Genomic DNA, 25,866 nt, shown 5'->3' with positions numbered 1-25,866 from the left:
TCGCCCGCGAGGTCTACAAGCAGCTCACCCGCCCCCACCACACACCAAAACCGCTCACACAGACCACTTGACGGTCTATAGGAGCTTCATCAACGACACCGGACGGGGGCGCACCTCAGTGGCTCTGTCCGAGCCGTTTCCCGAGGACGTGCGCCGCGCCCGATGGCTGGGCCGGGCGCGCGCCGGCCTCGAGGAGGCCGGCGCGCTTGAGGACTCCCCCGCCGCCCGGCGCTCTTCGCCCTGGCGCGCATGGTGCCGGCGGAGTGCGTCGGCACACACGTCCGGGAGCGGTGCCGAGCGCTGTCAGCCAGGCCGAATCGTTTGGATCACCGGGCTGACCAGATGAAGATTCGAGGTTGATGAGGAGACTGCTGCAGTGCGACTAATCGTCCACTATGCCCACATTTATGCATGTTGCTCCGTGTTGCGCAGTCCGGAGGGGACGAGGCAGGTCACTCTCAGAAGTGGTTTTCACCTCATCCGACTCGATTCGCACAAGGAGCAGGTAGATGAATCCTGCGAGCAGGACTGCCCGGCTGCTGTGGTCGGTGGTGCTGGCCTTGACGCTGGGTGTGGCCGGCGCCGCCGCCACGGCCGCACAGGCCACGACGCACCATGCCCGTGTCGTGGCCGACCGTGGCGGGGACGACTGCCATCATGGCCACCCCGCGGATAGGCGCGGCGGCGGTGACAACTGCCGAGGCCCGGCAGGACCGCCCGGACCCACCGGACCTGGTGGCCCGCCCGGACCCACCGGACCTGGTGGCCCGCCCGGACCCACCGGACCCAGTGGACCGCCCGGACCCACCGGACCCAGTGGACCGCCCGGACTCGTCGGACCTTGCTCCGATATCGACGCGACCCAGGATTCGAGCAGCTACGAACTCCGAGGCGCGCTGACCGACGGGATCACGTATGCAGGCATCCGCGACGCCCGCAACAACGTCGACCACACCCTGAGGTGGACCGACCTCAGCGGCCGAAGGAACTACCCCAAGGGCGGCGCCGCGGGCTTCGCCTGTGGCGTGTCCGTCAACCAGCACGCCGAAAGCGACCCCATCACCATCGACGTCATCACCACCACGGGCCAGGTCTGGGAGATCCTCTGCACCAAGAGCTACGTTCTGGGCGACCCGGTCCCGGCCGCACTGACGTGTGCCACCACTTGGAACCAGTTGAACAAACCGTTCCCGGGTGCCAACAACAGTTAGGCCGCGTCCGGGCGATCTCGTAGTGGAGTCATGGGGGGAGTCGGTCTACTGGTCAGAAGGGATGGCTGGGAGAGCGATTGCCTGTGACCCATCCTGATCTCGCTCTGCGAATCCATGCCGCCTCTCATCTGACCGGACAGTTCACGCTCCGGTCGGGACGTACTGCCACGAAGGGATGAGTTCGGCCCGCTCGGCATCCGACCCACCGTCGGCTCGTCCTGGGCCCAAAAGCCGTTCTTCCGACCTGGTGTGACGCCACGAGCTAGACCCCCATGACGAAGCGGAAGAAGCCGAAGATCGACAGCGGCACGAGCGGGATACCAAGGCCCAGCCCCCACAGGACGCCGGCACGCCAACTCGAACCGGCGATCAAGAAGGCAAGGCTGACCAAGGATGCGATCACCAGGTACATCCAGAAGAAACCGAGCATCCGCCCACCCCCAGCCGGACAGATTACGGGTCGTGCGCCGGATCAGGCAGAGGCACTGGCGGACCATTGAGACCTGGGCCGTCACTGGGCCGTTCGAGGATGGCCGACGACGACAGTCGACGACTGCTCTTCCCCTGCTCAGAGACAGTGCTTCCCGTGCCACGGAGTACATTTGGCGCGCGGCCAGCGCGAGCAGGTCTCGCTCTCGGCCATCGACAAAGCCCGACCGTCGGCTAGGTCCCGGGCTGTTCCCGGGCCGCACCCAGACAGAGCCGGGGATGCGGCTGCACTACACAGGCATGAGCCGCCGCGGCTGTGCCCGAGGACAGCGGGGCAGACCAGCCGATTGCCTCGGACAGGTAATCCAAAGACAGGACGCGAGGATGACGCCCGACTCGCCCTGGAACAGCAGATCACCCGGCTGGAGCTCTTCGTCCTCGATGTGCTGCCTGAGGATGCGCGTCAGGGCCGGATGCCCCGGCACCGTGCGCATCTCGCCCTCGGCACGGCCCTTCAGGTCGCGTTGTTCGTGTTTCTCCCCCGCGTCAGTCCACCGCTTCCGACCTCGAAGGTCGCCGTGTGAATCAGCAGTTCCAACCGCTGGTCGTCGGCATCCGGCCCGGGCAAGGACCCTGGTCTTCCGCCGCATGGCTCTGTTCCTCAGGTGCAGACGATGGGGCAGCCACGCCGGATCGAGTGCTGGGCGGCACGCAGGAACAGTGCCACGTAGAAGGCGGTGTCCAGGTCCGTGCTCCACAGGCCTGTTCGAGTAGTGGCCAGCCCCTTTGCCAGGTTCCTGAACCACATGCTCAGGTCCAGGTTGTCGCAAGTCGCTGGGGTCTCGGACGGCAGTTCGATGGCTGCCGCCAGCTTCTCCGCAAGCGGTAGCACCTGGGGAGCACCGACGACCATGGTCGACTCGGAGTAGCCGGAGTCGACAGGCAACCAGATCTCCTCATCGAGCGAGACGGGCACGAGCACGGTCCAACCGCAAAGGGTCTCCGATTCCTCTGGTGACAGGTGCGCCTGACACAAGGCGAGGAACCCGGCCATGGACGGAGTCAGCTTCTCCTCGAAGGCTTGGCCTGAGCCGGCTGCGAAGTCCGTCTCTGGGGGCACGTCCTCGTAGGGCGGGAGGCCCCGCCGCCGGAGTTCAGCGTTGAGCGCTGAAGCAACTTCCCCCCACCCGTCTTCCTCCTCACCGAACCATTCCTCCGCGCCGACGCTCACCAGGTACACACCCATGTGGGGAAGTTACAGCGCGCCTCTGACAACGATCAGTGGGACAACCAGCTGCAAGCCAGCGGCCAGCGCGGAGCGCACGCCAGTGACGACAACCGCCGTCGACTGGTTCACGCCCGACGAGATCCGCCAGGCCTGGACGACCGGTCTTGCCTGGGCCGTGTCGCGGCCGTCCGAGGCCGCTCGACAGTGGCCAACGACGGATCTGCGAAGATCCCCCGTGCAGGTCAACGCCCGACCAGTGAAGACCCAGCAACTCACCACGTAGCCGGGTATCGGCGGTCCGCAGGAATACGCAGTCTCGATCATGCTGCCGAGGCCGCCGTCGGGTTCACGTTCAGGAGCAGCAGCCTGAGCCGTCCGTGATGGGCTGTCCGCTGTGGAGGTCGTCGTCCTGATCCGACCTCGGTCATGGGCAGCCGTCGCCGTGCGGCGGCGATCGCGTCGCCCTCCCGGGTGTGCGCCTTCTCCCGGGCGCGCAGGGTGTCCACGGCGGCCAGCCACTCCCGGCGGGAGGCGACCGGCGGTTTGCTCACAGCAGTCATGCCCGTACTGACCCGACAGCCCACAAGAACTCATCGGTGGCCCCCGAGACAGGCCCTGTTCACGGGCGCCGACCGCGTGGCCACCGCGTCCGAGCCGGGCGGCGGCATGCGCGTCAGGCGGACTCGCCGAGGACCGCGTCGAGGCGCTCCAAGACGTGGGGCCAGCCCTTCCCCATGCCCTCGTAGGCCTGTCGGCCCATCGGGGAGTCGAGGTCGAAGCCGGCGTGGGTGAGGACGAGCCGGGTGCCCTCGCCCTGCGGGTGGAGCGTCCAGGTGATGGTGGTGTCGAGGGTCCCCTCGGCGAACCGGTACGCGAGGAGGCGCTCGGGCTCGACCGCCGTCACCTCGCAGGGCTGGCGGCCGAAGCCGCCCATGTCGAGGGTGAAGCGGTGCCCGACGACCGGCTTGACGTCGCCCGCGGCCCACCAGCGGGCGTGCAGGTCGGGGTCGGTCAGGGCCTTCCATACCGCCGCCGGAGGGTGGGGCAGGGACTTCTCGCAGGTGATGGTGTCGCTCTGGGTCATTTCCCGTTTCCTTCTTCTGCGTCCAGGAGATCGGACAGTGCGTCCATGCGCTGTCTCCAGTAGTGCTCGAACGGGTGCAGCCACTCACTCACCTCGGCCAGCCGGGCCGGTTCGAGGTGGTAGAAGCGGTGCCGTCCCCGTGGCTCCTCGCGCACCAGTCCAGCGGTCCGGAGCACCGCCAGGTGCTCCGAGACCGCAGGCCTCCCGAGCTCGAACAAGCCGGCCAGCTCCCCCGTGGAGCGAGGCCCCTCACGCAGGCTTTCCAGCAGTCTGCGGCGCACCGGATTGGCCAGCACGCCGAACACGTCGGTAGGCATGACTCCAGCATGCGTCGGAAGAATCCGACGCGTCAAGGATCTCCGACGCATCGCGCCGGCGCGTGCTCCCCAACCTCCGGCTGTCAGTCGGCCTTCGGGAAGAAAGGAGCGCGCCGGGTGCCGGACCTACCTGCGACGCCGGATGTACCAACCCGCCACGAGCACGATGAGGATGGCGACCACGAAGGCCCACACCGTGACGGCGCCGTGGTACGAGCGGTAGGCCCCGAGAGCATGCATGCTGGGCCGGATACCCGGGATGTGCGAGCGCAGGCAGAAGAACAACCGGTGGTGGATCTTGCCGTCGTCAGGACGCGGTGCCACGATCGGGAGCCTGGGTGGTGAGGGGGGTCGATGCTGCACGTCGTTTCACTGGTCGCCGTGGCGGTTGTCGTGGTGCTCTATGCCGTGGCGGGTGTCCTGGCCGTCACGACCGGCCGGGCCGTGCCATGGCAGCGGGGGTACATCCTGCGGCCGCGGCTGTGGGGCTCCGGAGCCCTGTTGTTCGGCGCGGGGATGGCGCTGGCCCGTTACGGCGGCTCGGTACGCGACCTCACCGCCTCCGACGTCGTCTTCGGCTGCAGCTTGCTCATGCTGGTCAGCGGCGGGGTGTTGCAGTACGTCGGCCGGCGCGTCGGCCGCCTTCGCGTATGACGGCTGCACGGCGCTCACGCTCCTGGAGGACGCGGTCCGGCTTCCGATCGCAGCCATACAGCGGTGCGGTCAGGACGCCAGGACGTGCAGCCCGGCCAGCAGCGCAAACGCTCCCATGACCCCGAAGTGAATCCGCATGACGGTCAGGCTTCTCCAGACCGTTCCGTATCGGACCCGTCGCCTGATCACCACGGGCGCCCAGTCCCACACCCACACGTCGACGCCCCGGTAGCCGCACGCCACCAGCATGAAGGCGCTGCCGGTGAGCAATGCGAGGACTCCGTAAAGCATCAACACCGCTTCCCCTCCCGAGCGGCGACCTGTCGATGCCCGGTACCGGCGCGGGCGGCAGGCGTCACCGGCCGAGCCGAGCGGCCAGGAACACCGCTGCCACCGAGGGGCGGACCGCGTACGTCGCGCCGACGCTCCCCTCGGGGGCTTCCCACCAGTAGAAGGGAAAACGCCGCCCACTGTTGCTGTACGCCTTGCTCATCCCGGACAGCACGCCTGCCACGCGCCGCGCCGGATCGCCCTCGTTCGGCCCGCCCAGGGCCTTGTCCACCAGCTCCGTGCAGTGGATCGTCCGGCCAGGGTTGCGCAGCAGGTACTCGAACACCCGCCCGGCCTGCGGCGCGAGTTCGGCCAGGAACGCCGCGGCGCGCTCCAAGTCCTCCGGGCCCCATTCCGGGGCACCGTAGTGCCCCTCTCCGCCTGAGTGCTCAGCCCATCGCGGATCGACCTCGGTCAGATACACCGTCATACCCGCCCCCGAATCTCTTGAGCGCCGTCATTCTGCCCCGATCCGAGGGCACCCTGGGACTGCCGCGCTGCCGACCGGCCTCGCCGCCGGCGCCTCGGGCCATCGGCCGCGTGCCCGGCGTCCGCCGTACGGCGCCGGCAGAAACGGTGCTCGCCGAATCCGCCCCGAAGTTCTACCGGATCACGGCCCGGTTCAGGAAGCGGCGCAGGTCGACCGAGGTCCGGAGCGGCCGGTCGGCACGGTCATCCGCCGAGCCACGCGAGGGCCGCGACGGTCAGGGCGCTGACGCCGGTGTCCAGGGTCGGCTGCGTGACGGGGGCGAAGGTGGGGCTGTGGTTGACGGGTACGTCCCGGGCGATGGTGCCGTCTCGGGCGGCCCGGGCGTACAGGGCGGGGTCGATGCCCCCGATGCCCCAGTACGTGAAGGGCACGCCGAACGCTCTGGGGATCTCGCTCATGTCCTCACTGGCGGTCTGCAGCTCGATGGTGTGGGCGTCGTCGCCGAAGTGGGCCGCGAACGCCTCGGCGACGCGCCGGGTCGGGGCCTCGTCGTTGACCGTGGGCGGGAAGGTGACCGTCCTCTCGATCTCGGGCGCCTTCGGCGACTGGGACGCCTCGCACTCGGCTTTGACGATCCGTTCGATGGCACTCAGCACCTGTGTGCGCGAGGCGTCGTCGTACGTACGGACGTTGAGCTGGATGACCGCGCTGTCGGGAATGATGTTGGGGTCGGTGCCGGAATGGATGCTGCCCACGGTGACGACGGCGGGGGTGGTGGCGGCGAGTTCCCGGGAGACGATGGTCTGCAGGCGCACGACGATCATGGCTGCCATCACCACGGGGTCGACCGCGGACTGGGGCATGGAGCCGTGCGCACCCCGGCCGTGGACGGTGATCCGCAGGCTGTCCGCGGCCGACAGGAACGGCCCGGAGCGGACGCCGACATAGCCGGCCGGATAGGGCAGGACGTGTTGGGCCAGTACCACGTCGGGTCGCGGAGACTTGGACGTCAGGCCGTCGTCGATCATCGCGTCGGCCCCGTCGCCGTTCTCCTCCGAGGGCTGGAAGAGCGCCACGAACGTGCCTCGCCAGGCATCCTTGGCCCGGGCCATCAGCCGTGCGCAACCGATCAGGCAGGTCACGTGCACGTCGTGCCCGCAGGCATGCATCACAGGCTGCTCGGCGCCGCCCTCTCCGGCCACGGTGACCACGGAGGCGTAGGGCAGCCCGGTCCGCTCGCGCACCGGAAGGGCGTCCATGTCGGCGCGGGCCATGACGATCGGGCCCTCGCCGTTGGCCAGAACTCCGATCACGCCGGTGCCGCCGATGCCGTCGGTGACCTCGTAGCCGAGCTCCCGCAAGGCGTCGGAGGCCTTCTTCGCCGTGCGGTGCTCCCGCAGGCCGAGTTCGGGATGGCTGTGCAGGTCCTTGTACAGGTCCTCGAGGCCGGAGCGGATGTCGTCCAGGTTGGCCAGCACAGTGTGAGCACGGTCGGTCATGAGGAATCCTCGCGCGAGTCGGACCCTCCGCGACGGGCGGCGGGACGGGAGCGGCGTCGCATCAGCGAGGCCAGTTTGGAGTGCGGCTGCCAGTCCAGACCACCGGGAAGGTTCCAGCCGTAGTGCACCGCGGTGAGCCGGAAGACGAGTGCCAGGGCGACGCCCAGACCGATACCGACCTCGGGGATGCCGAGGTACCAGCAGAGCACGGTGATCGCGGCGACCGCCAGGGCGACGGTGGCGTACAGACCGTTGCCGCCGAAGACGGCGGGCACCCGGCCGAGAACCACGTCGCGCAGGGCGCCACCGCCGACGGCGGTGAGAGTGCCCAGGAGAATGGCAGGGAGCCAGCCCAGGCCGACTGTCAGCGTCTTGTTGGCACCCGCGACCGCCCAGAACCCGATCACCGCGGCGTCGAGCACGGTGAACAGCCGGTTCCAGGACTCCTCACTGACCCGGATGAGGAAGGCGATCAGGACGCCGCCGAAGGAGGTGAGCAGGTAGGTGTAGTCCGTCAGGGCGACCGGGGTGCCGTGCTGCAGCAGTACGTCCCGCATCACGCCCCCGCCCAGGCCGGAGACGATGCCGACCACCAGGAACCCGAACAGATCCAGGCCGGCCGTACGGGCCACGGCACCGCCCAGCAGCGCGCACGAGAAGACGCCGGCGAGGTCCAGGTAACGCGTCGCGACATCGATCCCGACAGAGACCGAAGAAGCCGACATAACGGACTCGGTGGACATGGCGCAAGCCTACTCATGGCCGACCCGCGTCATGCGCCACACAGGCCGCGGTCCGCGGGCCGCCTCACGCGTCGACCATGGTTGACTCCTCGTCCGGTTGGGTTGTCCCCAGACGTAACCGCCGAACGTCCCCTCCGGTCACCGCCGAACGCTCCATGCGGTCACCGGCGGACGCCCCCTGCGCTCACCGGCGGACGCCACGCCATCCCTTACCTGGCGGGGCTGACGGTGGGCGCCCTCACCCGGCGCCGCCCGGGGGCCGCCGCTACCGGCCCGGCCCCGCCGTCAGGGCGGCCGCGGGGTCGGTCCGCAGGACCGGAGCGAGAATGCCGATCTCCGGCTGCTTCAGCTCCGGCAGCTGGGAGCCGGCCGGGTTCGGCGCGGTCAGCGGGGCGTCCATGGACAGGCCCGGCGCCAGCGTGCGCAGGGGCACGGCGGGCGCGGCGACGCCGACGTGGTCGAAGCCGTGACCGAGCACGTGGGCCAGCGGGGCCCGCGCGCCCAGGCCGGGCAGGCCGCCGTTGACCGGCACCTGCGGTACCGTCCGCTCCGGCATCAGCCGTCCGGTGACGAAGCGCGGGGTCTCCGGCGTGCTCGCCGCCGGGAGCGGGATCTCTCCGCCCACCTCGGGCAGTTCCGTGCCGAGAGCCTGCTCCGCACCGGTCAGCGGCACGGCCACGGGCACCGTGTTCGCCGCGGCCGCAGGGGTCGCCGCGGCTCCCACGGCGGCCGCGACGCCCGTGATGACGGCGGCGAGGGTTCCTCGGGTGGTCGACTTCATCTCAGCTACGGTCCCTTTCAGGTACACAGAGGTCGATGGTCAGGAGTTCGGGGTCGGGCGTCCGGGGCTCGGGGCTCGGCGCGTACCGGCGGGCCGTCTCAGCCCTTCAGGGGCAGGCCGCCGAGGAGCGACTGGCGGTTCAGGTCGGTGGTGGTGCCCTTCACGGTGCTGAGCACCGAGCCCTTGTTCTCGGTGTCGAGCGCGTCCGACTGGTGCTTCAGCGGCATCACGTCGATGGGGCCCTTGGTGAGCGTGTTCACGCCGCCGCTGAGGCTGGTGGGGGTGAGGTCGGCGGACCCCTGGGCGAACGCGGGCGCGGCGGCGCCGGCGACCACCAGGGACCCGGCGATGACGGCGGCGGCCTTCAAGGACTTCATCGTGTTCCTTTCTTCGGCGACGTGCGTCACCGGAGGTGTCTTCGTCGCCGTGCCTAACGAGCCCTCCGGGGGACGGAAACCCCGGGGCGCCGGATTGCCGAGTCGTCATATGAAGCGGTCATATGCCTTCGTCGTCCGTCAGGGGAAGCCGCTGCGGCGCACGGGCCCGACCGGGCGGGGGAACGCGGCCGGCCGCCCTCCCACGGTGGACCCGAGGAGGACGGCCGGCTCAGCGGACGCGTGGACGTCAGGTGTTGGCGCAGGCGTTGCCGGCGGCCGGGTTCAGCAGGCCGATGACGTTGACCGTGTTGCCGCAGACGTTGACCGGGACGTGGATCGGGGCCTGGATCACGTTGCCCGACAGCACGCCCGGGGACTGCGCGGCGGCTCCGGTCGCCCCGCTGTCGGCGGAGGCGAGGCCGGCACCGCCGGCGACGGCCGCGGCGGCGACGGAGGTAAGGACCAGGCCCTTCGCGATACGCGACATCGAGAGGTACTCCTTGGGGTTGACGCAAAACACCCGGGCGGATGCCCGGCGCTTAGTCAACGCCTGGCGTGCCGGGGAGTTGTGCCGCCAAAGGGGTGATCCCGCTGCGGACCTGGTGCGGGCATGGCTCGCGGACGGCTTGGACGTCGCCGTGGCCTGTCCCGCGGTGACCTCGCCGGCGGACTCCGGGCGCTCGGTGCGGACGTACGGCCCTGGGAGGCCACGCGGTCGCCGGGTCCGTCGCTCCTTCGGGAGGTACGGGATCTGCCCGGGGTGGTCCCCGCGGTGCGCCCCGATGTGGTGCACGCGCACAGCGCGAAGGCACGAGCACAGCGCGAAGGCACGAGCACGGCGCGAAGGCCGGGCTCGCCGGGCGGCGCGCGGGCGCGTCCCGACCGCGTTCCAGCCGTACGCCTGGTCGTTCGAGGCCGTCGACGGGATCACCGCGGCTCTCGCGCGCGCGTGGGAGCCATGCGAGGCTGCACTCCTGCCGGCTGCCGTACGGCAGGTGGGGGTCCGGCTGCGGGTGCCGCTGGTGCGCGAGGGCGGCGAACTGGTCGCGGCCGGCTCGGGCCGCGCCGGAGGAAGGCAGGCACAGGAGAGGGAGATGTCGCCACCGCCGCTACGGCCTTCGGGTGCCGGGCTCCCCCGCGCGGCGGATCGGGCCCGAGGACCGTGCTGAAGAGAAGGCGGGCGGCAGGGTGCTGTCGCCGGCGCGCGCTCGCGGACATGGCCGTGGGGCCCCGGGTGCCGGATCGTGCGGGTCCGGTACCCGAGGCCCCATGGGCTGCCCCGGTGGGACGCTGCCTAGCGGCGCGCGGTGGACCGGGCGCGGCGGTACAGGACCGCGCCGCCCGCGATGAGGGCCGCGCTGGCGGCCGAGGTGGCCAGCAGCGCGCCGGTGCCGGTCTGGGCCAGCTCGGGCCCGTGCGGCTGCATGTGCTCGGCCGGAGGCATGGCCGCGGCGCGCGGAGGCGTCGGAGCGGGCTCCTGGTCGCCGGATCCCGGAGGAGTCGCGTGCTCGTCGGTCGGGGCGGGCAGCGTGTGGTCATCCCCGGGGGGCGGCTGCTCGTCGCCGGAGCGGACCGGCGGGGTGGACGGGGTGGGCGTGTCCGTAGTGGCCGTCGCGCTCACCTGGCCGGCGCACGCGTTGCCGAACGCCGGGTTCAGGCCCGCGATCACGTCGACGGTGTTGCCGCAGACGTTGACCGGCACATCGATCGGGGCCTGCACGGTGTTGCCGGACAGGACGCCCGGCGAGCCCGAGGAGCTGCCGTTCGCGGACGTGTCCGCCAGGGCGGGGTTGGCGTACAGGGACAGCACGCTCGTCGCGGCGGCCGCCACGAACACTCCCCTGCTCAGGGTCTGTCGCACTATCGTTGATCTTCCTGCTTGAAGAACGTGGAGAAGTGGGAAAGCCGGCCTTGGCCGGGGTGAGACGGTCCAAGGCCGGCTGCGGCACAGCCGGGACGGCTGGTGCGTGACGAGGTCAGCCGTTGACGCAGGCGTTGCCGAACGAGGGGTTCAGCAGGGCGATGACGTTGACGGTGTTGCCGCACACGTTGACCGGGACGTGCACCGGAACCTGGATGACGTTGCCCGAGAGGACGCCCGGCGAGTTGGTCGCGGTACCGCTGGCACCGGCGTCGGCGAAGGCGGGGGCGGCCATGCCCAGGGCCATGATGGTGCCGGTGACGACGGCGAAGCTCTTCTTCATGAATGTTCCCTTCTTCGGGGTCATGCCCCCATTCCGGCCGGAACCGGATGAGCACGACCTGAAAATTCGCAGCACTGAACGAGGGTTGTACGAAATAGGATCTGATGGAACGTAACGCGGCGGGCTATTCACCCGATCGCATCCGTCCGTCACACGTTTCACCCTCGACCGGAGTGCAGAAATAACCATTTCGGAAAAGGCCCCGGGAATCCCCCGCGAAAGCAGCGGCGGTCGGCCCAGGCCGGTCTCAATCGGCTCAGCCCCGCTTGCCGTTGGTCGACGACTTGTCGGAGCATTTTTCGAGCGTTTCCTGGACCGGTGAGAGCTGCGGGCTCAGGATTACGTTCGTCGCGTTGCCGAACGACGACGTGGCGCCGGTACCGTTGCCTTCCTGAGCACTTCGCGTTCCTTTCCTCGTGGCGACGCATGCCCTACGCCTCGTTCAACACGGCATCCGGGGTTTGGTTGCGGGGGTTCACCCGGTTGGCCCGCACGCCCCTCGGAACGCCGGGAAAATCACCGGGTCGGGAAAACACACAACCAGCCCGCGGCATCCACCGGCGGGGTGAAAGAAAGGTGGAAACCCCGCGGGATCCGCGCGGTTGAACATGGTTCGGTGGACGGTTCGGCGACCGTGGCCCGGTTCAGCGGGCGTAGAGCGCGTCGATCTCCGCCGCGTACGCCGTCACCGCGGCGTGCCGTTTGACCTTCAGGGACGGGGTGAGCAGCCCGTTGTCCTCGCTGAACTCGCCCTCGAGCAGAGTGAAGGCGCGGATCGACTCGGCGCGGGAGACGGCCCGGTTGGCGTGGTCCACGGCCTTCTGGACGTCGGCGCGCATCCGCGGGTCCCGGACGACCTCGGACATCGGGGTGTCGGCGGGCAGCCCGCGGACCGAGAGCCAGTGCGCGACCGACTCCGGGTCGAGGGTGATCAGGGCGGCGACGAAGGGACGGTTGTCGCCGACGACGAGGCACTGCCCGACCGGCGGCCGGCTGCGCAGCCGGTCCTCCAGGACGGCCGGGGAGACGTTCTTGCCGCCGGAGGTGACGAGGAGGTCCTTCTTGCGGCCGGTGATGACGAGGTAACCCTCGTCGTCGAGGGAACCGAGGTCCCCGGTGGCGAACCAGCCGTCGTCGAGCACCGCGTCCGTGGCAGCCGGGTTGTTCAGGTACGCGCCGAAGACCACCGGGCCCTTGACGAGCACCTCGCCGTCGTCGGCGATGCGGACCGCCGTGCCGGGGACGGGGAGCCCGACCGTCCCGGGGCGGGGCCGCAGCGGCGGGACGATGGTGGCCGCGGCCGTCGTCTCGGTCAGGCCGTAGCCCTCGTAGACGACGATTCCGGCGGCGAGGAAGAACAGGCTGAGGTCGCGGTCGAGCGGGGAGCCGCCGCTGATCGCGTAGCGCGTCCGGCCGCCGAGCTCCTTGCGGACGCGCCGGTAGACCAGCAGGTCGTACAGCGCCCAGGCCGCGTACAGGCCGGGCCCCGGCCCCTTGCCGGTGCCGAGGAACTTCCGCAGGTACGCCTCCCCGAAGCGCACCCCGACGCGGTGGGCCCGCTCGAACGACGCGCCCCGGCCGATCCTCTCCGCGGTCGCGCGCCCGGTGTCGTGGATCTTCTCGAAGAGGTACGGCACCCCGACAAGGAAGGTCGGCCGGAACTCCTTCAGCATCGGGCGGAGTTCGTCCGGCGCGATGCTCGCGCAGTGGGCCAGCTCGATCCGGGCGAGCAGGCACGCGATCTGCAGCGTGCGGCCGAGGATGTGGGCGAGCGGGAGGAACAGCAGCGTCGAGGCGACCTGGCCGGTGACCTCCTTGAAGATCGGGTGGAGCAGCTCGACGGTGTTGGCGGCCTCGGCGTGCAGGTTGCCGTGGGTGAGGACGCAGCCCTTGGGCCGCCCGGTGGTGCCGGAGGTGTAGCAGATCGTCGCCACGCTGCCGGGAGTCAGTGCCGCACGGCGCTCGGTGACCTCCTCGTCGGGCACCTCCCGGCCGAGCGCGGTGAGTTCGGCGGTCGCGTCGGCGTCCAGCCGCCAGATGCGCGGGGGTTCGGCGTGGCCGGCCGTGGCCCGGGTGACGGTGTCCGCGTTCTCCGCGGTCTCGGTGACGACCAGGCGGGTGCCGGAGTCGCGGACGATCCACTCCACCTGCTCGGCCGAGGAGGTCGCGTAGACGGGGACGGTCTGTCCGCCGGCCGCCCAGATCGCGAAGTCCAGGACGGTCCACTCGTAGCGGGTGCGGGACATCACCGCGACCCGGCCGCCCGGCTCCAGCCCGGCGGCGATCAGCCCCTTGGCGACGCCGGTCACCTCGGCGGCGAAGGCGGCGGCGGTCACCGGGTGCCAGACGCCGGCCCGGCGGCGCAGGACCACGGCGTCCGGTTCCTCGGCCGCGTTGGTGAAGGGCAGGTCGGCCGTGCTTCCCGTGACGGTCCGCGGCGCCAGCGCGGCGGTCCGCACCTCGCGCACCCTGCCGGTGGCGTCCCTGACGAGCTCGGCCTCGGTGCGCGCCACCAGATCGGCGCGCCGCCGTGCCCGTTTCAGATCCCTGCGTACGCCCATGACGGCTCCCGGTCGCGGCTGGAACTGAACTGCTGCCGTACGTACTTACCGGGAGGTCAACTTACTCACGCGTAAGGAAAGGTCAATGGGCCGCACACCGGGAAGGACCGCCGTCCCGGCCCTACGACACGACGTCCTTGCGGGCGAAGGAGCGGAAGGCCAGGGCGAACAGGACGAGCGCGTAGCCGACGGAGAGCGCCGTGCCCTGGATCATGCCGGACCACTCCGGGTGCGGCTGCACGGCGTCGGCCCAGGCGAACTGCCAGTGCGCGGGCAGGAAGTCGCGCCAGTGGCCGAGCGCCGTGACGGCGTCCAGCACATTGCCCACGATGGTCAGGCCGACCGCGCCGCCGACCGCGCCGAGCGGGGCGTCGGTCCTGGTCGACAGCCAGAACGCGAGCCCGGCGGTGACCAGTTGGGAGACGAAGACGTACCCCACGACCACCGCCAGCCGGCCGGTCGCGGTGGCCGTGTCCAGCGCGCCGCCGGTGGGTATCTGCAGCGGGCCCCAGCCGTAGGCCGCCGTGCCCACGGCGAGCGCCACCACCGGCAGCAGCACCATCGCCGCCAGGCTCAGCCCGAGCCCCACCACCAGCTTCGACCACAGCAGCCGGGCCCGCGGCACGGGCGCGGCGAGCAGATAGCGCAGGGAGGACCAGCTCGCCTCCGAGGCCACCGTGTCCCCGCAGAACAGCGCCACCGGGACGACCAGCAGGAAGCCCGCCGACACGAACAGGTTCACCGCGGCGAAGTTGGCGCCGGACGCGGTGGCGGTGTCCATCAGGGTCACCCGGTCGTTGCGGCCGCCCGGGTCGCCGCCGATGGCGAAGGCGACGGCCAGCACGAAGGGCAGCGCGGCCAGGATCCCGGCCATGACCAGGGTGCGCCGCCGCTTCAGCTGCCGCACCAGCTCCACCCTCAGGGGCAGGGTGCGGCCGGGCCGGTAGCCGGAGGCGGTCTCTCGCGGCCCGGTGGGCTCACCGCGCTCCGGGCCATCGGTGCGCGCGGAGCGATCGGGTCGATCGGCGAGCGTGCTCATGCGGTACCTCCGATCAGGGTGAGGAAGGCGTCCTCCAGGCGGCGGTGCGGGCCGACGGAGGCGACGGGCACCTCCAGCCGGACCAGCTCCACGACGAGGCGGTCGGCCGTGCCGCCCGGTTCCAGCCGGACCAGCAGCCCGTCGTCCGTCCGGACCGCCGAGGCCACACCGGGCAGCGCGGCCACCTTCTCCGCGACGGGCTCGTCCACGGGCGTGCCGGTGCCGACGAGCAGCGTGTCCCCGGAGCCGACGATCTCGCCGACCGGGCCCGCCTGGACCAGCCGGCCGCGGTCCATCACCACCAGGTGCGTGCAGGACTGCTCGACCTCCGCCAGCAGATGGCTGGAGACGATCACCGTCCTGCCGGCGGCCGCGTACCGGATCATCACCTCGCGCATCTCGCGGATCTGCGGCGGGTCGAGGCCGTTGGTCGGCTCGTCCAGGATGAGCAGGTCCGGCAGGCCGAGCATGGCCTGGGCGATGGCGAGGCGCTGGCGCATCCCCTGGGAGTAGGTGCGCACCGCGCGGTCCAGGGCGTCGCCGAGGCCCGCGATCTCCAGGGCCTCCTCCAGATGGGCGTCCTCCCGGGGGCGGCCGGTGGCCCGCCAGTACAGCTCCAGGTTCTCCCGGCCGGACAGGTGGGGCAGGAAGCCCGCGCCCTCCACGAACGCGCCGACCCGCGACAGCACCGGCGCGCCGGGCCGTACGGCGTGGCCGAAGACGCGGATCTCGCCGTCGTCCGGGGTGATCAGGCCCATCAGCATGCGCAGGGTGGTGGTCTTGCCCGCCCCGTTCGGCCCGAGCAGCCCCAGCACCTGGCCCTTCTCCACGCGGAAGGACAGGTCCCTGACCGCGTACCGGTCCGCCGACTTCGCGTACCGCTTGCTCAGGCCGGTGATCCGGAGCGGGACCCCGGCCGACTCGGGGTCGGGGGCGGGGGCGGCCGTGCGGCGGCGGGCCGTCGCCAGCAGCGCGAGCGCGACGACCGCGCCCGCGAGCGGCAGCCACCACACCCAGGCGGGCAGCGGAGCCGCCGCGCTGGTCACACCTTCCGCCGTCGGCACCTCCAGGTCGCTCCGGAGGGAGACGGTGTACGTCGCCGGGGAGAGCGGGGACGCGTAGCCGAGGTCGGTGGAGGCGAGGACCAGGCGGAGCCGGTGCCCCTTCTGCACCTCGTGGTCGATCGCCGGGAGGGTGAGCGTCACGTCCCTGCCCGCCCGGGCGTCCTCGACGCGCACCGGGTCCACCAGCTGGGAGGGCAGCACCGGCCGCGCGCCGCCCGGCCCGACGTCGTAGAGCTTGGCGAAGAGCACCGCGTCCGCGCCGGTCGACGCGACCCGGACGCGCACCGTCGGCGAGCCGGTGATCCGCAGGTCGTCGCGGACGGGGGCGGACTCGAACCGCGCGTGCTGGCCCGGGAAGTCCAGGGACACGCCGACGCCGAGCGAGGACAGCTGGGCGAGGCCGCCGGAGCCGCCGAGGCCGGGCAGGGCGGAGACGGCGGGCGGGTTCGCCCCGGCCGGGTTCTCGAAGCGCTGCTCGCCGCCGGTGAGCGGGACCGGGCGCCGTCCGCCCTCCAGCCCCGGGTACACGCTGCCGCTCGCGCCGCGCAGCCGGGCCGCGCCGTCGGTGGAGTCGACGCCTCCGGTGCGGGTGACGCGGAAGGCGGGGCCGGTGTCGACGCCCCGGTCGCCCTTGAGGTACCGGTCGAACCAGGTTCGCACCCGCGCCTGGACGCGGCCGGTCTCCAGGTCGCCTCCGTCGTGGCCGCCCGCGATCCAGTCGACGTCGACCGGGGCGCCGTTGGCGCGGATCGCCCGGGCGGCCGCGTCGGCCTGGCCGAGCGGGAAGAGGGAGTCGGACTGGCCCTGCACCAGCAGCGTCGGCACCTTGATGCGGTCGCCGACGGCGGAGGGCGAGCGCTCCTGGAGCAGCCGGCGGGCCTCGGCGTCCGGTCTGCCGGACTCGGCGACCCGCTGGTACATCCGGCACAGCTCGGGCCGGAACCTGGCGCATCCGCCGCCGGAGTTCACGAAGACACCGGCCCACAGCTTCTTGAAGACGCCGTTCGGGAACAGGGCGTCCGCGAGGTTCCAGTACGTGATCGCCGGGGCGATGGCGTCCACCCGGCGGTCGTGCCCCGCGGCGAGCAGCGACACCGCACCGCCGTAGGAGGCGCCGGCCACCCCCACGCGCGGGTCGCCCGGCGCGTCGAGCCGGACCTGCGGCTGCTTCGCCAGCCAGTCGATGAGCCGGGAGACGTCGGCGACCTCGCCCCGGGGGTCGTTCAGCCCGATCCGCCCCGTGGAGCGGCCGAAGCCGCGCGCGGACCAGGTCAGCACCGCGTACCCGTCCCGGGCCAGGTCCTGGGCCTGCTGCCGCACGTCGTCCTTGCTGCCGCCGAAGCCGTGCGCCAGCAGGACGGCGGGGCGGCGGGCGGTGCCGCCGGAGGTGAAGTACGAGGTGTCGACGCGTACTCCGCCGCCCATGTCCACGACCCGGTCGGCGCGGTGCACCGGGGCCGGTCCGTCGGAGGCGGCCGCCGTCCACGCGCCGGCACCGGCGAGCACCGCGACGGCGGCCCCGGCGGCCAGCAGCCGCCGGGGTCCCCGCAGCAGGTCCCGCGGCGCGGGCAGTCGAAGATCCATGCGTCCACGGTACGGGCCGCCACCGACATCCGAAGCCGCCGTCGGGCCGAGCCCGGTGCCCTCCCCTGGGAGTACAGGCCTGCCGCGGCGTACCGCGGCCGTGGTACGGAGGTTCATGGAGATCCGCCGGGCCGCCGTCGTCGCCGACGCGGCCGCCGCCGAGCGCCTGTTCGACGTTCCAGTCCGCACGGAGTGGGCCGAGCGCTTCCCGACCGCCGCCGGTCACCATCTCCTCCTCGCCTGCGCGGAGGATGCCGAAGGGCCCGTCGGCTTCGTCTCCGGCGTCGGGACGGCCCACCCCGGCCGGCTGCTACGGCATGCGGGTCCTGGTCGGCGCCGGAAACGACGTCGCCCTTGCCGCCTACCGCGGTGCGGGGGGCAAGGACGACGGGATGTGTTCGGTGCCGACCTGGGACTTCGCCTGAGACTCAGGCCCTCGCGTCCTCCGGGACGGACACCAGCCAGCGGGTGTCGCGGCGCGGGCGGAGGTAGAAGGCCCAGTACAGGGTGGCGACGGCCGTGATGCCGCCGGTCCACAGCAGGTAGCCGACCTCCTGCTGGCTGAGGACGTAGGTCAGGACGGCGATCAGCAGGACGGGCACCACGGGCCACAGCGGCATCCGCCAGGCGGGCGTGTGCCTGTGCGAGCCCCGGCGGCCGAGCAGCGCGGCGACCGCGACGAGCAGGTACATGCCGGTCACCGACACGCCCGTGACGCCGTAGAGGGTGTCCAGGTTGACGAAGCACAGGGCCGCCCCGGGCACGCCCACCGCGAGCGTGGAGACCCACGGGGAGCCGAACCGGCCGAGCTTGGCGAAGACGTTGTTGACCGGCTCGGGCCAGGCCTTGTCGCGGGCGGAGGCGAACAGGACGCGGGAGTTCTGGATGACCATGACGATGCCCGCGTTGATGATCGCGAGGGCCACGCAGAGGCTGACGAAGGTGCCGACGGCGGAGTTGGACCAGGCGGTCACCATGCCGCTGAGGTCGCCGCCGGTGAGCTCCTTGACGTCGGAGGCGCCCATGGTGATGGCGACGACCGGCACCAGGATGATCACGGTGGAGATGGCGAGGGTGGCCAGCACCGTGCGGGCCACGTTGCGGCGCGGGTGCTCCAGTTCCTCGGAGAGGTAGACGGCGGTCGAGAAGCCCTGCGTGACGAAGAGCGCGATGGCGAGGCCGGAGACGATCAGCATGGCCGTCACGGTGTCCGTGTGCCCGTCGGTGCCGGCCACCTGCATCGAGACGAGGCTGTCCACACCGCGGTGGCTGTGGGCGAAGCCCAGCAGGGCCACGACACCGGCGGCGATCACTTCGAGGACCAGGAAGATGCCGGTGATCCAGGCGTTGGCGCGCAGGTCCAGCAGGCCGGCGAGGGTGGCCAGCAGCATCACGCCGGCGCCGGTCCAGGACGCGTCGAGGTGCACGATCGGGGCCAGGTAGTCCGCGGTGCCGATGGCGATCACGGGCGGCACGATCATCACGACCAGCAGCGACAGGACGAAGACCAGCCAGCCCGCCAGCCGTCCGGCCATCGTCGACACCATGGCGTACTCGCCGCCCGCGCTGGGGATGAGGGTGCCCAGCTCCGAGTAGCAGAACGCCACGGCGATGCAGAGGAGGGAGCCGATGGCGATCGTCAGGGCGGTGGCGGTGCCGAGGGATCCGAACAGGTCCGGGACGACCACGAACAGCGTGGAGGCCGGCGTCACGCAGGAGAGGGTGAGGAGCGTGCCGCCGACCACCCCGATGGAGCGCTTGAGCGTCTGGGGGCTGTCCGTCGCCTGTGGGGCGGCGTTCTCGACAGGGCGGAGCGTGTCGGTCATGCGGCGGTTCCGATCGACTCGTGCAGCAGATGAGGGGTTCGGGAGCGATATCGCCTCCGGCGGCTTCGGTCCTACGTACTGTCGTCCGCTCCCGGCGCTGAATGGAACCCCGACGAAAACCACCACGTCAATGGCCGTTTGGCTACGGAATCCGCACTCGCCGATCGCCAGAGCCGACATCACTTTCCCAGGCTTCGAGACCACAACAGGGCATTCAGCAAGCTTGTTCGGAATCTGACCTTGCTTTCCAAGGTCATTACCGCACGTGGCCTGCGTCACCCTTTTCGTCCCTCACGCACGGCATCCGCAGCACGGGCGGCAAAAAAATGTCAGGCCGTCCGCATAACGGACGGCCTGACGACGGCGTTCGGTGACGCTCAGTGGTTGCGCGGGAACCCGAGGTCGACACCCGTGGGGGCCTCGGAGGGGTCCGGCCAGCGGGTGGTGACCACCTTGCCGCGGGTGTAGAAGTGCGTCCCGTCGTTGCCGTAGATGTGGTGGTCGCCGAAGAGGGAGTCCTTCCAGCCGCCGAAGGAGTGGTAGCCCACCGGCACCGGGATCGGCACGTTCACGCCGACCATGCCGGCCTCGATCTCCAGCTGGAAGCGGCGCGCGGCGCCGCCGTCCCGGGTGAAGATCGCGGTGCCGTTGCCGAACGGCGAGCCGTTGATGAGGGCCACGCCCTCCTCGTAGGTGTCCACGCGCAGCACGCACAGCACCGGGCCGAAGATCTCGTCCTGGTACGCCTTGGCGCTGGTCGGCACCTTGTCGAGCAGCGAGATGCCGATCCAGTGGCCGTCCTCGAAGCCGTCCACCGTGAAGCCGGTGCCGTCGAGCACCACCTCGGCGCCCTCGGCCGCCGCGCCCTCGACGTAGGACGCCACCTTGTCGCGGTGGACCTTGGTGATCAGCGGGCCCATCTCGGAGGCCGGGTCGGCGCCGGGGCCGATCTTGATCTTCTCGGCGCGCTCGCGGATCTTCTCCACCAGCTCGTCGCCGATGGCGCCGACCGCGACGACCGCGGAGATGGCCATGCAGCGCTCGCCCGCGGAGCCGTAGGCGGCCGAGACGGCGGCGTCGGCGGCCGCGTCCAGGTCGGCGTCCGGCAGCACCAGCATGTGGTTCTTGGCGCCGCCGAGGGCCTGGACGCGCTTGCCGTTGGCGGAGGCGGTGGTGTGGATGTAGCGGGCGATCGGGGTGGAGCCGACGAAGGACACGGCCTTGACGTCCGGGTGCTCCAGGAGGCGGTCCACCGCCACCTTGTCGCCGTGCACGACGTTGAACACGCCGTCCGGCAGGCCCGCCTCGGCCAGCAGCTCGGCGAGCTTCAGGGAGGCGGAGGGGTCCTTCTCACTCGGCTTCAGCACGAAGGTGTTGCCGCAGGCGATGGCGATCGGGAACATCCACATCGGGACCATCGCCGGGAAGTTGAACGGCGTGATGCCCGCGACCACGCCCAGCGGCTGCCGGATCGCGGCCACGTCGACGCGGCTGGCGACCTGCGTGGACAGCTCGCCCTTGAGCTGCACGGTGATACCGCAGGCGAGGTCGACGATCTCCAGGCCGCGGGCGACCTCGCCGAGCGCGTCGGAGTGCACCTTGCCGTGCTCGGCGGTGATCAGCTCGGCGATCTCGTCGCGGTGCGCGTCGAGCAGCGCGCGGAACTTGAAGAGGATCGAGGTGCGCTGGGCCAGCGAGGACCGGCCCCATCCGGCGAACGCGTCCTTGGCGGCGGCGACCGCCGCGTCCACCTCGTCGACCGTCGCGAAGGCGACCTTGGTGGTGACCTCGCCGGTAGCCGGGTCGGTGACCGGCCCGTACGTACCCGAGGCGCCTTCGACGGTCTTCCCGCCGATCCAGTGGTTGACGATCTTCGTCATGCCCGGTAACTCCTTCACAAGTGGCGGCGTCGGGTCGAGACGTGCCGTGCGTGCGGCTCATGCGCCCCGGCCGCCGACGATCGGGTCGCGGCCGCGGTCACAGGTCCATCCCACCAGGCCGGCGGCGAGGGCGCGCCCGACACTGTGTCTGCGGTTTCGGTCCCCGCGTAGACACATGTGGGAGTGTGCGCCCCCGGGGCGTCGGCGAGGCCCTGGACCTCGACGGTGCCCGTGGGGAGAACCTCCGGCGCGGGGCCGTGGCGGGCGGGGAGTTGACGCTCGCACTTCGCTCCTGCCAGGGCGAAGCGGCCTCCCGCGCCGGAGGCGATCTGTACCCGGGTGGCGCAACGCGCGGGGACGGGGCCGGTGGCCCCGCCGGACCCCCGCACGGCCCGGGATGTGCTGCTTCCCGTCTCCGGGCGGCGGACACGAGCCCACCCCGGTCCGCACCCGGTGACGAGGTCGTACGCCATCGGCTCCCTTTCCCGTCGCCTTACCCGGTTGTAGTGCCGGGCACGGAGCCCTGTCAATGTTTTGTCCGGACATTCGGACTAGACATTCTCCCGCTGTCCACCGTCCCGTCACCCCGCCGGTCACGGGTGTCCTGTGCATCTGTTCCGTCACAAAGACCTCGCCCGTGTCACACATGTCGCGGGTACGCGGGCTGTGCGTCACACCCCCTCGACAGGCACTTGCCGCTCCTCGGCGTGGGTCGTTCTCGGAACACAGGTTTTGTGATCGCCAGCACAGCGCCCGGCGCCCCCGACGGCCCACCCGGCCTCCGCCGCGGCGCGCGCGGGGAGGTGCCACGCATGACCGACCGAAGGCTCTGGTCGTACAAGGAGATCGCGGCGCACATCAAGGTGCAGCCGGACACGGTGCGGTCCTACCGCAAGCACGGCCTGCTGCCCCCGCCCGACCACGTGGAGAGCGGCAAGCCCTACTGGTACGCCGACACGGTCCGGACCTGGGTCGCCTCCCGGCCCCGCAACCGCAGCCGAGGAGGCGACTGACCCGCCGCCCCTCCCCCACGGCCCTGCGTGACGGTGAGTCCCGCCCGTGCGCGGGGCACCGTCATGTCGGCTCCACGGCCCGACGAGCCGGTCCCACGGCTCGACGAGCGAGTTCCACGGCCCGACGAGCCGGTCCCAGGGCTCGTTGAGCCGGTCCCACGGCTCGAGGGCTCAGTTCCACGGCTCGACGACCGTCACCCCGGAGCCCGGCGCCGCCCCCATCGCCGCCAGCGCGCCGGGGGCCGCCGCGAGCGGGACGGTCGCCGTCACCAGCAGGTCGGGGCGCAGGACGCCGGCCTCGACCAGGCGCAGCATCTCGGGGTAGGCGTGCGCGGCCATGCCGTGGCTGCCGAGCAGTTCCAGTTCCAGGGCGACCGCGCGGGCCATCGGCACCGGGGTCGTGCCCGTCGTGGAGGGCAGCAGGCCGACCTGGACGTGGCGGCCCCGGCGGCGCAGCCCGTTCACGGAGGCCGCGCAGGTGGCCGCGGATCCGAGCGCGTCGAGGGAGAGGTGGGCGCCCCCGCCGGTCACCTCGCGGATCCGCTCGGCCGTGTCGGGCGCGGCCGCCGCGTCCAGGCACTCGGCCGCGCCGAAGGTCCGCGCCAGTTCCAGCGCCTTCGGCGAGACGTCGACCGCCACGACCCGGGCCCCCGAGGCCGCCGCGATCATCACCGCCGACAGGCCGACGCCCCCGCAGCCGTGCACGGCGACCCATTCGCCGGGCGCGACCCGGCCCTGCCGCACCACCGCGCGGAACGCGGTGGCGAACCGGCAGCCGAGCGAGGCCGCCGTCGCGAAGGAGAGCGCCTCCGGCACGGCGACCAGGTTGACGTCGGCGTGGTCGAGCGCGACGTACTGGGCGAAGGAGCCCCAGTGGGTGAAGCCGGGCTGGGTCTGCCGCTCGCACACCTGCTGGTCCCCGGCCGCGCAGGCGGGGCAGGTGCCGCAGGCGCAGACGAAGGGGACGGTGACCCGGTCGCCGGCCCGCCAGCGGGTCACGCGGGGGCCCACCTCCTCGACCACCCCGGCGAGTTCGTGGCCCGGCACGTGCGGGAGCGTGATCCCGGAGTCGTGGCCCATCCATCCGTGCCAGTCGCTGCGGCACAGGCCGGTCGCCTCGACCCGCACCACGACCCCGTGCTCCGCGGGCCGCGGGTCGGGCACCTCGCGCACCTCGGCCGGCTCTCCGTACCGCTCGAACACCACAGCCCGCATCCGCCGCCTCGCCGCCCTTCCGCCGGGATCCCAGGCGGAACGGTAGCCCCCGCCCGGCGGGGCGACGCGAGTTCATACCCCCTAGGGGTATAGTTCCCCTCGTTGGCCACACCGGTTTCTCCCACCTCGACAAGGAGCCATGCCATGACCGCCCACACCGGCACCCCGGACACCGTCACCGCCGTCTACCAGGTGCGCGGAATGAGCTGCGGACACTGCGAGGGCTCCGTCTCCGCCGAGCTCTCGGAGCTGCCCGGCGTCACCTCGGTGAAGGCCCTCGCCTCGACCGGGGAGGTCAGGGTCGTCTCCGCGGCCCCGCTCGACGAGGAGGCCGTGCGCGCCGCCGTCGACGAGGCGGGCTTCGAACTCGCCGGCAAGGCCTGAACCGCGCTCCGGCGGGGGCGATTTCACTGCGGTGGAAGTAAGAGTCCCTCTAGAGTCGGACGCACGCCTCACATAAGCTCTTCACAAGGCTCGCGCATCTTCCTTACGCTGGAGCCTCGATCACCGTATCGGGGCCCTTGCGCATCAAACGGACAGATGCAAGAGATGCAGATCACAGTGATGCGAACGTAACCATCGAAGGGGTTCGAAGGTCTAAGTTGGCGATGTCAGACAGCGTCTTGGGGGGCGTTGGCTGGCATCTGAGGATGTCTTGGGGGACTTCCTCAGTTGGGGGTACCTCCCTGCTCGCACGATGTTGAGAGCTTGGGGGAGCGTTGCCGGGGCACGTACACCGGGAAGCTTTGAGCGGCCCTCCCGCGCGTGCGCGTCCCGGCAGATCGCACAGCAGTACGACAGCACAATGGCACGACCGCACGGAAGTGCGGGAGCACGACGACTTCTGCTCGTTCTGCTCACACAGCGATTTCAGGCGCTGGCCTCATAGACGCCCGGCCGGATCCCGTGGGGGGAATCCGCACCGGGACATGGGAAGGCGCCCTGGACGCCGGCCCGTGGGGGGACCGGCGCCAGGGCGCCTTCCGCTTGCCCGCTGCGCGCTCGGCTCCTAGCGCTCCTCGACCGGGACGAAGTCGCGCTCGACCACGCCCGTGTAGATCTGGCGCGGGCGGCCGATGCGGGAGCCCGGCTCCTTGATCATCTCGTGCCACTGGGCGATCCAGCCCGGCAGGCGGCCGAGGGCGAACAGGACCGTGAACATCTCGGTCGGGAAGCCCATGGCCCGGTAGATCAGACCGGTGTAGAAGTCGACGTTCGGGTAGAGCTTGCGCTCGACGAAGTAGTCGTCGGAGAGGGCGTGCTCCTCCAGCTTCAGGGCGATGTCGAGGAGCTCGTCATCCTTGCCCAGGGCCGAGAGCACGTCGTGCGCGGCGGCCTTGATGATCTTGGCGCGCGGGTCGAAGTTCTTGTAGACCCGGTGGCCGAAGCCCATCAGGCGGACGCCGTCCTCCTTGTTCTTCACCTTGCGGATGAAGGTGTCGACGTCGTTCCCGGAGTCGCGGATGCCCTCCAGCATCTCCAGGACGGACTGGTTGGCGCCGCCGTGCAGCGGGCCCCACAGGGCGTTGATGCCGGCCGAGATCGACGCGAACATGTTGGCCTGCGAGGAGCCGACCAGGCGGACCGTGGAGGTCGAGCAGTTCTGCTCGTGGTCCGCGTGCAGGATCAGCAGCTTGTCGAGCGCCGAGACGACGACCGGGTCGAGGTCGTACTCCTGGGCCGGCACCGAGAAGGTCATGCGCAGGAAGTTCTCGACGTAGCCGAGGTCGTTGCGCGGGTAGACGAACGGGTGACCGATCGACTTCTTGTACGCGTACGCGGCGATCGTCGGAAGCTTGGCGAGCAGCCGGATGGTGGAGAGGTTGCGCTGCTTCTCGTCGAACGGGTTGTGGCTGTCCTGGTAGAAGGTGGACAGCGCCGAGACGACGGACGACAGCATCGCCATCGGGTGGGCGTCGCGCGGGAAGCCCTTGTAGAAGTTCTTGACGTCCTCGTGCAGCAGGGTGTGCTGCGTGATGTCGTTCTTGAAGGTGGTGAGCTCGTCGACGGTCGGCAGCTCACCGTTGATCAGCAGGTAGGCCACCTCCAGGAAGGTGGAGCGCTCCGCCAGCTGCTCGATCGGGTAGCCGCGGTAGCGGAGGATGCCCTGCTCACCGTCGAGATAGGTGACGGCGGACTTGTAGGCGGCCGTGTTGCCGTACCCGCTGTCCAGGGTCACCAGACCGGTCTGGGCGCGCAGCTTCCCGATGTCGAAGCCCTTGTCGCCGACGGTGCTGTCGATCACCGGGTAGGTGTACTCGCTGCCGTCGTACCGCAGTACTACAGAGTTGTCGCTCACGTCTTCCCTCACCGACGTAGTGCCTCATCTTCGAGGTGCCCTGACTGTCTCTACCATCCCCCATTTGGCTCAGGAGAGTGCACTCGGGGTCGACCATT

25 protein-coding genes and 3 pseudogenes are annotated in these 25,866 nt (G+C 71.1%); 5 read left to right on the top strand and 23 right to left on the bottom strand.

Annotated features, from left to right (window positions below):
- Positions 1–1,025: 1,025 nt before the first annotated feature.
- Entirely contained in the window at positions 1,026–1,211 is a 186-nt protein-coding gene (locus ACIPM1_RS19430) for a hypothetical protein (RefSeq protein WP_402436091.1), read from the top strand.
- A gap of 262 nt (positions 1,212–1,473) precedes the next feature.
- Here ACIPM1_RS19430 and ACIPM1_RS19425 read toward each other — a convergent pair whose 3' ends face one another.
- The 6 genes and pseudogenes from ACIPM1_RS19425 to ACIPM1_RS19400 form a co-directional block, all read right to left on the bottom strand.
- Positions 1,474–1,641: a hypothetical protein gene (locus ACIPM1_RS19425; protein WP_402436088.1), complete on the bottom strand. Its 168-nt coding sequence runs from the start codon at positions 1,639–1,641 to the stop codon at positions 1,474–1,476.
- A 660-nt stretch (positions 1,642–2,301) separates the two neighbouring features.
- Positions 2,302–2,886, bottom strand: a complete 585-nt coding sequence (locus ACIPM1_RS19420; protein WP_402436084.1) for a hypothetical protein — start codon at positions 2,884–2,886, stop codon at positions 2,302–2,304.
- A 398-nt stretch (positions 2,887–3,284) separates the two neighbouring features.
- Positions 3,285–3,428 (bottom strand): annotated as a pseudogene (locus ACIPM1_RS19415) (DUF899 family protein); the annotation flags it as partial.
- A gap of 113 nt (positions 3,429–3,541) precedes the next feature.
- On the bottom strand, positions 3,542–3,952 hold the full coding sequence (locus ACIPM1_RS19410) for an SRPBCC domain-containing protein (protein ID WP_402436081.1): 411 nt from the start codon (positions 3,950–3,952) through the stop codon (positions 3,542–3,544).
- Positions 3,949–4,269 carry an ArsR/SmtB family transcription factor gene (locus ACIPM1_RS19405; protein WP_402436078.1) on the bottom strand — a complete coding sequence of 107 codons (321 nt, stop codon included), beginning with the start codon at positions 4,267–4,269 and terminating at the stop codon, positions 3,949–3,951. Before ACIPM1_RS19405 ends, ACIPM1_RS19410 begins: the two co-directional genes overlap by 4 nt.
- A gap of 126 nt (positions 4,270–4,395) precedes the next feature.
- Positions 4,396–4,593 (bottom strand): hypothetical protein, encoded by a 198-nt coding sequence (locus ACIPM1_RS19400; protein ID WP_402436075.1) that lies wholly within the window; start codon positions 4,591–4,593, stop codon positions 4,396–4,398.
- A gap of 30 nt (positions 4,594–4,623) precedes the next feature.
- On the opposite strand from ACIPM1_RS19400, the gene ACIPM1_RS19395 reads away from it, so the two are divergent.
- Positions 4,624–4,923, top strand: coding sequence for a hypothetical protein (locus tag ACIPM1_RS19395; protein WP_402436072.1), 300 nt, complete (start codon positions 4,624–4,626; stop codon positions 4,921–4,923).
- Between the two features lie 69 nt (positions 4,924–4,992).
- On the opposite strand, the gene ACIPM1_RS19390 is transcribed toward ACIPM1_RS19395, so the two are convergent.
- From ACIPM1_RS19390 to ACIPM1_RS19360, 7 genes are all read right to left on the bottom strand, one after another.
- Positions 4,993–5,214, bottom strand: coding sequence for a hypothetical protein (locus tag ACIPM1_RS19390; protein WP_402436069.1), 222 nt, complete (start codon positions 5,212–5,214; stop codon positions 4,993–4,995).
- 64 nt (positions 5,215–5,278) lie between these two features.
- On the bottom strand, positions 5,279–5,683 hold the full coding sequence (locus ACIPM1_RS19385) for a DUF6416 domain-containing protein (RefSeq protein ID WP_402436067.1): 405 nt from the start codon (positions 5,681–5,683) through the stop codon (positions 5,279–5,281).
- A 242-nt stretch (positions 5,684–5,925) separates the two neighbouring features.
- Positions 5,926–7,182: a M20 family metallopeptidase gene (locus ACIPM1_RS19380; protein WP_402436064.1), complete on the bottom strand. Its 1,257-nt coding sequence runs from the start codon at positions 7,180–7,182 to the stop codon at positions 5,926–5,928.
- Positions 7,179–7,907, bottom strand: coding sequence for a trimeric intracellular cation channel family protein (locus ACIPM1_RS19375; protein ID WP_402436061.1), 729 nt, complete (start codon positions 7,905–7,907; stop codon positions 7,179–7,181). Before ACIPM1_RS19375 ends, ACIPM1_RS19380 begins: the two co-directional genes overlap by 4 nt.
- Positions 7,908–8,190: 283 nt before the next feature.
- The gene (locus tag ACIPM1_RS19370) at positions 8,191–8,706 is read right to left on the bottom strand and encodes a hypothetical protein (RefSeq protein ID WP_402436058.1); all 516 of its coding nucleotides are present in this window, start codon (positions 8,704–8,706) and stop codon (positions 8,191–8,193) included.
- A 98-nt stretch (positions 8,707–8,804) separates the two neighbouring features.
- A complete protein-coding gene (locus ACIPM1_RS19365) occupies positions 8,805–9,083 on the bottom strand; it encodes a hypothetical protein (protein ID WP_402436055.1) in 279 nt (92 codons plus the stop codon).
- A gap of 247 nt (positions 9,084–9,330) precedes the next feature.
- Positions 9,331–9,570 carry a chaplin gene (locus ACIPM1_RS19360; protein WP_402436052.1) on the bottom strand — a complete coding sequence of 80 codons (240 nt, stop codon included), beginning with the start codon at positions 9,568–9,570 and terminating at the stop codon, positions 9,331–9,333.
- Between the two features lie 109 nt (positions 9,571–9,679).
- On the opposite strand from ACIPM1_RS19360, the pseudogene ACIPM1_RS19355 reads away from it, so the two are divergent.
- Positions 9,680–10,039 (top strand): annotated as a pseudogene (locus ACIPM1_RS19355) (glycosyltransferase); the annotation flags it as partial.
- A 338-nt stretch (positions 10,040–10,377) separates the two neighbouring features.
- On the opposite strand, the gene ACIPM1_RS19350 reads toward ACIPM1_RS19355, so the two are convergent.
- From ACIPM1_RS19350 to ACIPM1_RS19315, 8 genes and pseudogenes are all read right to left on the bottom strand, one after another.
- On the bottom strand, positions 10,378–10,944 hold the full coding sequence (locus tag ACIPM1_RS19350; RefSeq protein WP_356192525.1) for a chaplin: 567 nt from the start codon (positions 10,942–10,944) through the stop codon (positions 10,378–10,380).
- 115 nt (positions 10,945–11,059) lie between these two features.
- Positions 11,060–11,287 carry a chaplin gene (locus ACIPM1_RS19345; RefSeq protein WP_356192522.1) on the bottom strand — a complete coding sequence of 76 codons (228 nt, stop codon included), beginning with the start codon at positions 11,285–11,287 and terminating at the stop codon, positions 11,060–11,062.
- Positions 11,288–11,931: 644 nt separating this feature from the next.
- Positions 11,932–13,848: an AMP-dependent synthetase/ligase gene (locus ACIPM1_RS19340; protein ID WP_402436047.1), complete on the bottom strand. Its 1,917-nt coding sequence runs from the start codon at positions 13,846–13,848 to the stop codon at positions 11,932–11,934.
- Positions 13,849–13,969: 121 nt separating this feature from the next.
- Positions 13,970–14,887: an ABC transporter permease gene (locus ACIPM1_RS19335; RefSeq protein ID WP_356192516.1), complete on the bottom strand. Its 918-nt coding sequence runs from the start codon at positions 14,885–14,887 to the stop codon at positions 13,970–13,972.
- Entirely contained in the window at positions 14,884–17,535 is a 2,652-nt protein-coding gene (locus ACIPM1_RS19330; protein ID WP_402436043.1) for a CocE/NonD family hydrolase, read from the bottom strand. The genes ACIPM1_RS19335 and ACIPM1_RS19330 overlap by 4 nt, the downstream gene beginning before the upstream one ends.
- A 428-nt stretch (positions 17,536–17,963) precedes the next feature.
- Complete coding sequence (locus ACIPM1_RS19325; RefSeq protein WP_402436040.1) at positions 17,964–19,361, bottom strand: APC family permease; 1,398 nt, start codon at positions 19,359–19,361, stop codon at positions 17,964–17,966.
- A 377-nt stretch (positions 19,362–19,738) separates the two neighbouring features.
- Positions 19,739–21,241, bottom strand: a complete 1,503-nt coding sequence (gene mmsA, locus ACIPM1_RS19320) for a CoA-acylating methylmalonate-semialdehyde dehydrogenase (protein WP_402436037.1) — start codon at positions 21,239–21,241, stop codon at positions 19,739–19,741.
- A 14-nt stretch (positions 21,242–21,255) separates the two neighbouring features.
- Positions 21,256–21,456 (bottom strand): annotated as a pseudogene (locus ACIPM1_RS19315) (3D-(3,5/4)-trihydroxycyclohexane-1,2-dione acylhydrolase (decyclizing)); the annotation flags it as partial.
- Positions 21,457–22,053: 597 nt separating this feature from the next.
- On the opposite strand from ACIPM1_RS19315, the gene ACIPM1_RS19310 reads away from it, so the two are divergent.
- On the top strand, positions 22,054–22,254 hold the full coding sequence (locus ACIPM1_RS19310) for a helix-turn-helix transcriptional regulator (protein WP_402436034.1): 201 nt from the start codon (positions 22,054–22,056) through the stop codon (positions 22,252–22,254).
- 171 nt (positions 22,255–22,425) lie between these two features.
- Here the strand turns inward: ACIPM1_RS19310 and ACIPM1_RS19305 are convergent, their stop codons facing one another.
- Positions 22,426–23,469: a zinc-dependent alcohol dehydrogenase family protein gene (locus ACIPM1_RS19305; RefSeq protein ID WP_402436031.1), complete on the bottom strand. Its 1,044-nt coding sequence runs from the start codon at positions 23,467–23,469 to the stop codon at positions 22,426–22,428.
- A 144-nt stretch (positions 23,470–23,613) separates the two neighbouring features.
- Here ACIPM1_RS19305 and ACIPM1_RS19300 point away from each other — a divergent pair, with 144 nt between their 5' ends.
- Positions 23,614–23,853, top strand: coding sequence for a heavy-metal-associated domain-containing protein (locus ACIPM1_RS19300; protein ID WP_402436028.1), 240 nt, complete (start codon positions 23,614–23,616; stop codon positions 23,851–23,853).
- Positions 23,854–24,478: 625 nt separating this feature from the next.
- On the opposite strand, the gene ACIPM1_RS19295 is transcribed toward ACIPM1_RS19300, so the two are convergent.
- On the bottom strand, positions 24,479–25,768 hold the full coding sequence (locus ACIPM1_RS19295) for a citrate synthase (RefSeq protein WP_356192495.1): 1,290 nt from the start codon (positions 25,766–25,768) through the stop codon (positions 24,479–24,481).
- Between the last annotated feature and the right edge of the window lie 98 nt (positions 25,769–25,866).

Origin of the sequence: Streptomyces sp. NPDC086766, from assembly GCF_044746005.1 — a bacterium.
GTDB lineage: Bacteria > Actinomycetota > Actinomycetes > Streptomycetales > Streptomycetaceae > Streptomyces.
The sequence above is the reverse complement of the archived record's forward strand: the minus strand, read 5'-3'. Positions and strand labels throughout refer to the sequence as shown.

Bases quoted from the DNA above. Each gene is read 5' to 3' on its own strand.
- ACIPM1_RS19300 (WP_402436028.1), top strand. From the start codon at position 23,614: ATGACCGCCCACACCGGCACCCCGGACACCGTCACCGCCGTCTACCAG.
- ACIPM1_RS19380 (WP_402436064.1), bottom strand. From the start codon at position 7,182: ATGACCGACCGTGCTCACACTGTGCTGGCCAACCTGGACGACATCCGC.
- ACIPM1_RS19365 (WP_402436055.1), bottom strand. From the start codon at position 9,083: ATGAAGTCCTTGAAGGCCGCCGCCGTCATCGCCGGGTCCCTGGTGGTC.
- ACIPM1_RS19375 (WP_402436061.1), bottom strand. From the start codon at position 7,907: ATGTCGGCTTCTTCGGTCTCTGTCGGGATCGATGTCGCGACGCGTTAC.
- ACIPM1_RS19385 (WP_402436067.1), bottom strand. From the start codon at position 5,683: ATGACGGTGTATCTGACCGAGGTCGATCCGCGATGGGCTGAGCACTCA.
- ACIPM1_RS19335 (WP_356192516.1), bottom strand. From the start codon at position 14,887: ATGAGCACGCTCGCCGATCGACCCGATCGCTCCGCGCGCACCGATGGC.
- mmsA (WP_402436037.1), bottom strand. From the start codon at position 21,241: ATGACGAAGATCGTCAACCACTGGATCGGCGGGAAGACCGTCGAAGGC.
- ACIPM1_RS19390 (WP_402436069.1), bottom strand. From the start codon at position 5,214: ATGCTTTACGGAGTCCTCGCATTGCTCACCGGCAGCGCCTTCATGCTG.
- ACIPM1_RS19360 (WP_402436052.1), bottom strand. From the start codon at position 9,570: ATGTCGCGTATCGCGAAGGGCCTGGTCCTTACCTCCGTCGCCGCCGCG.
- ACIPM1_RS19330 (WP_402436043.1), bottom strand. From the start codon at position 17,535: ATGGATCTTCGACTGCCCGCGCCGCGGGACCTGCTGCGGGGACCCCGG.
- ACIPM1_RS19340 (WP_402436047.1), bottom strand. From the start codon at position 13,848: ATGGGCGTACGCAGGGATCTGAAACGGGCACGGCGGCGCGCCGATCTG.
- ACIPM1_RS19310 (WP_402436034.1), top strand. From the start codon at position 22,054: ATGACCGACCGAAGGCTCTGGTCGTACAAGGAGATCGCGGCGCACATC.
- ACIPM1_RS19325 (WP_402436040.1), bottom strand. From the start codon at position 19,361: ATGACCGACACGCTCCGCCCTGTCGAGAACGCCGCCCCACAGGCGACG.
- ACIPM1_RS19405 (WP_402436078.1), bottom strand. From the start codon at position 4,269: ATGCCTACCGACGTGTTCGGCGTGCTGGCCAATCCGGTGCGCCGCAGA.
- ACIPM1_RS19410 (WP_402436081.1), bottom strand. From the start codon at position 3,952: ATGACCCAGAGCGACACCATCACCTGCGAGAAGTCCCTGCCCCACCCT.
- ACIPM1_RS19370 (WP_402436058.1), bottom strand. From the start codon at position 8,706: ATGAAGTCGACCACCCGAGGAACCCTCGCCGCCGTCATCACGGGCGTC.
- ACIPM1_RS19425 (WP_402436088.1), bottom strand. From the start codon at position 1,641: ATGCTCGGTTTCTTCTGGATGTACCTGGTGATCGCATCCTTGGTCAGC.
- ACIPM1_RS19345 (WP_356192522.1), bottom strand. From the start codon at position 11,287: ATGAAGAAGAGCTTCGCCGTCGTCACCGGCACCATCATGGCCCTGGGC.
- ACIPM1_RS19395 (WP_402436072.1), top strand. From the start codon at position 4,624: ATGCTGCACGTCGTTTCACTGGTCGCCGTGGCGGTTGTCGTGGTGCTC.
- ACIPM1_RS19305 (WP_402436031.1), bottom strand. From the start codon at position 23,469: ATGCGGGCTGTGGTGTTCGAGCGGTACGGAGAGCCGGCCGAGGTGCGC.
- ACIPM1_RS19420 (WP_402436084.1), bottom strand. From the start codon at position 2,886: ATGGGTGTGTACCTGGTGAGCGTCGGCGCGGAGGAATGGTTCGGTGAG.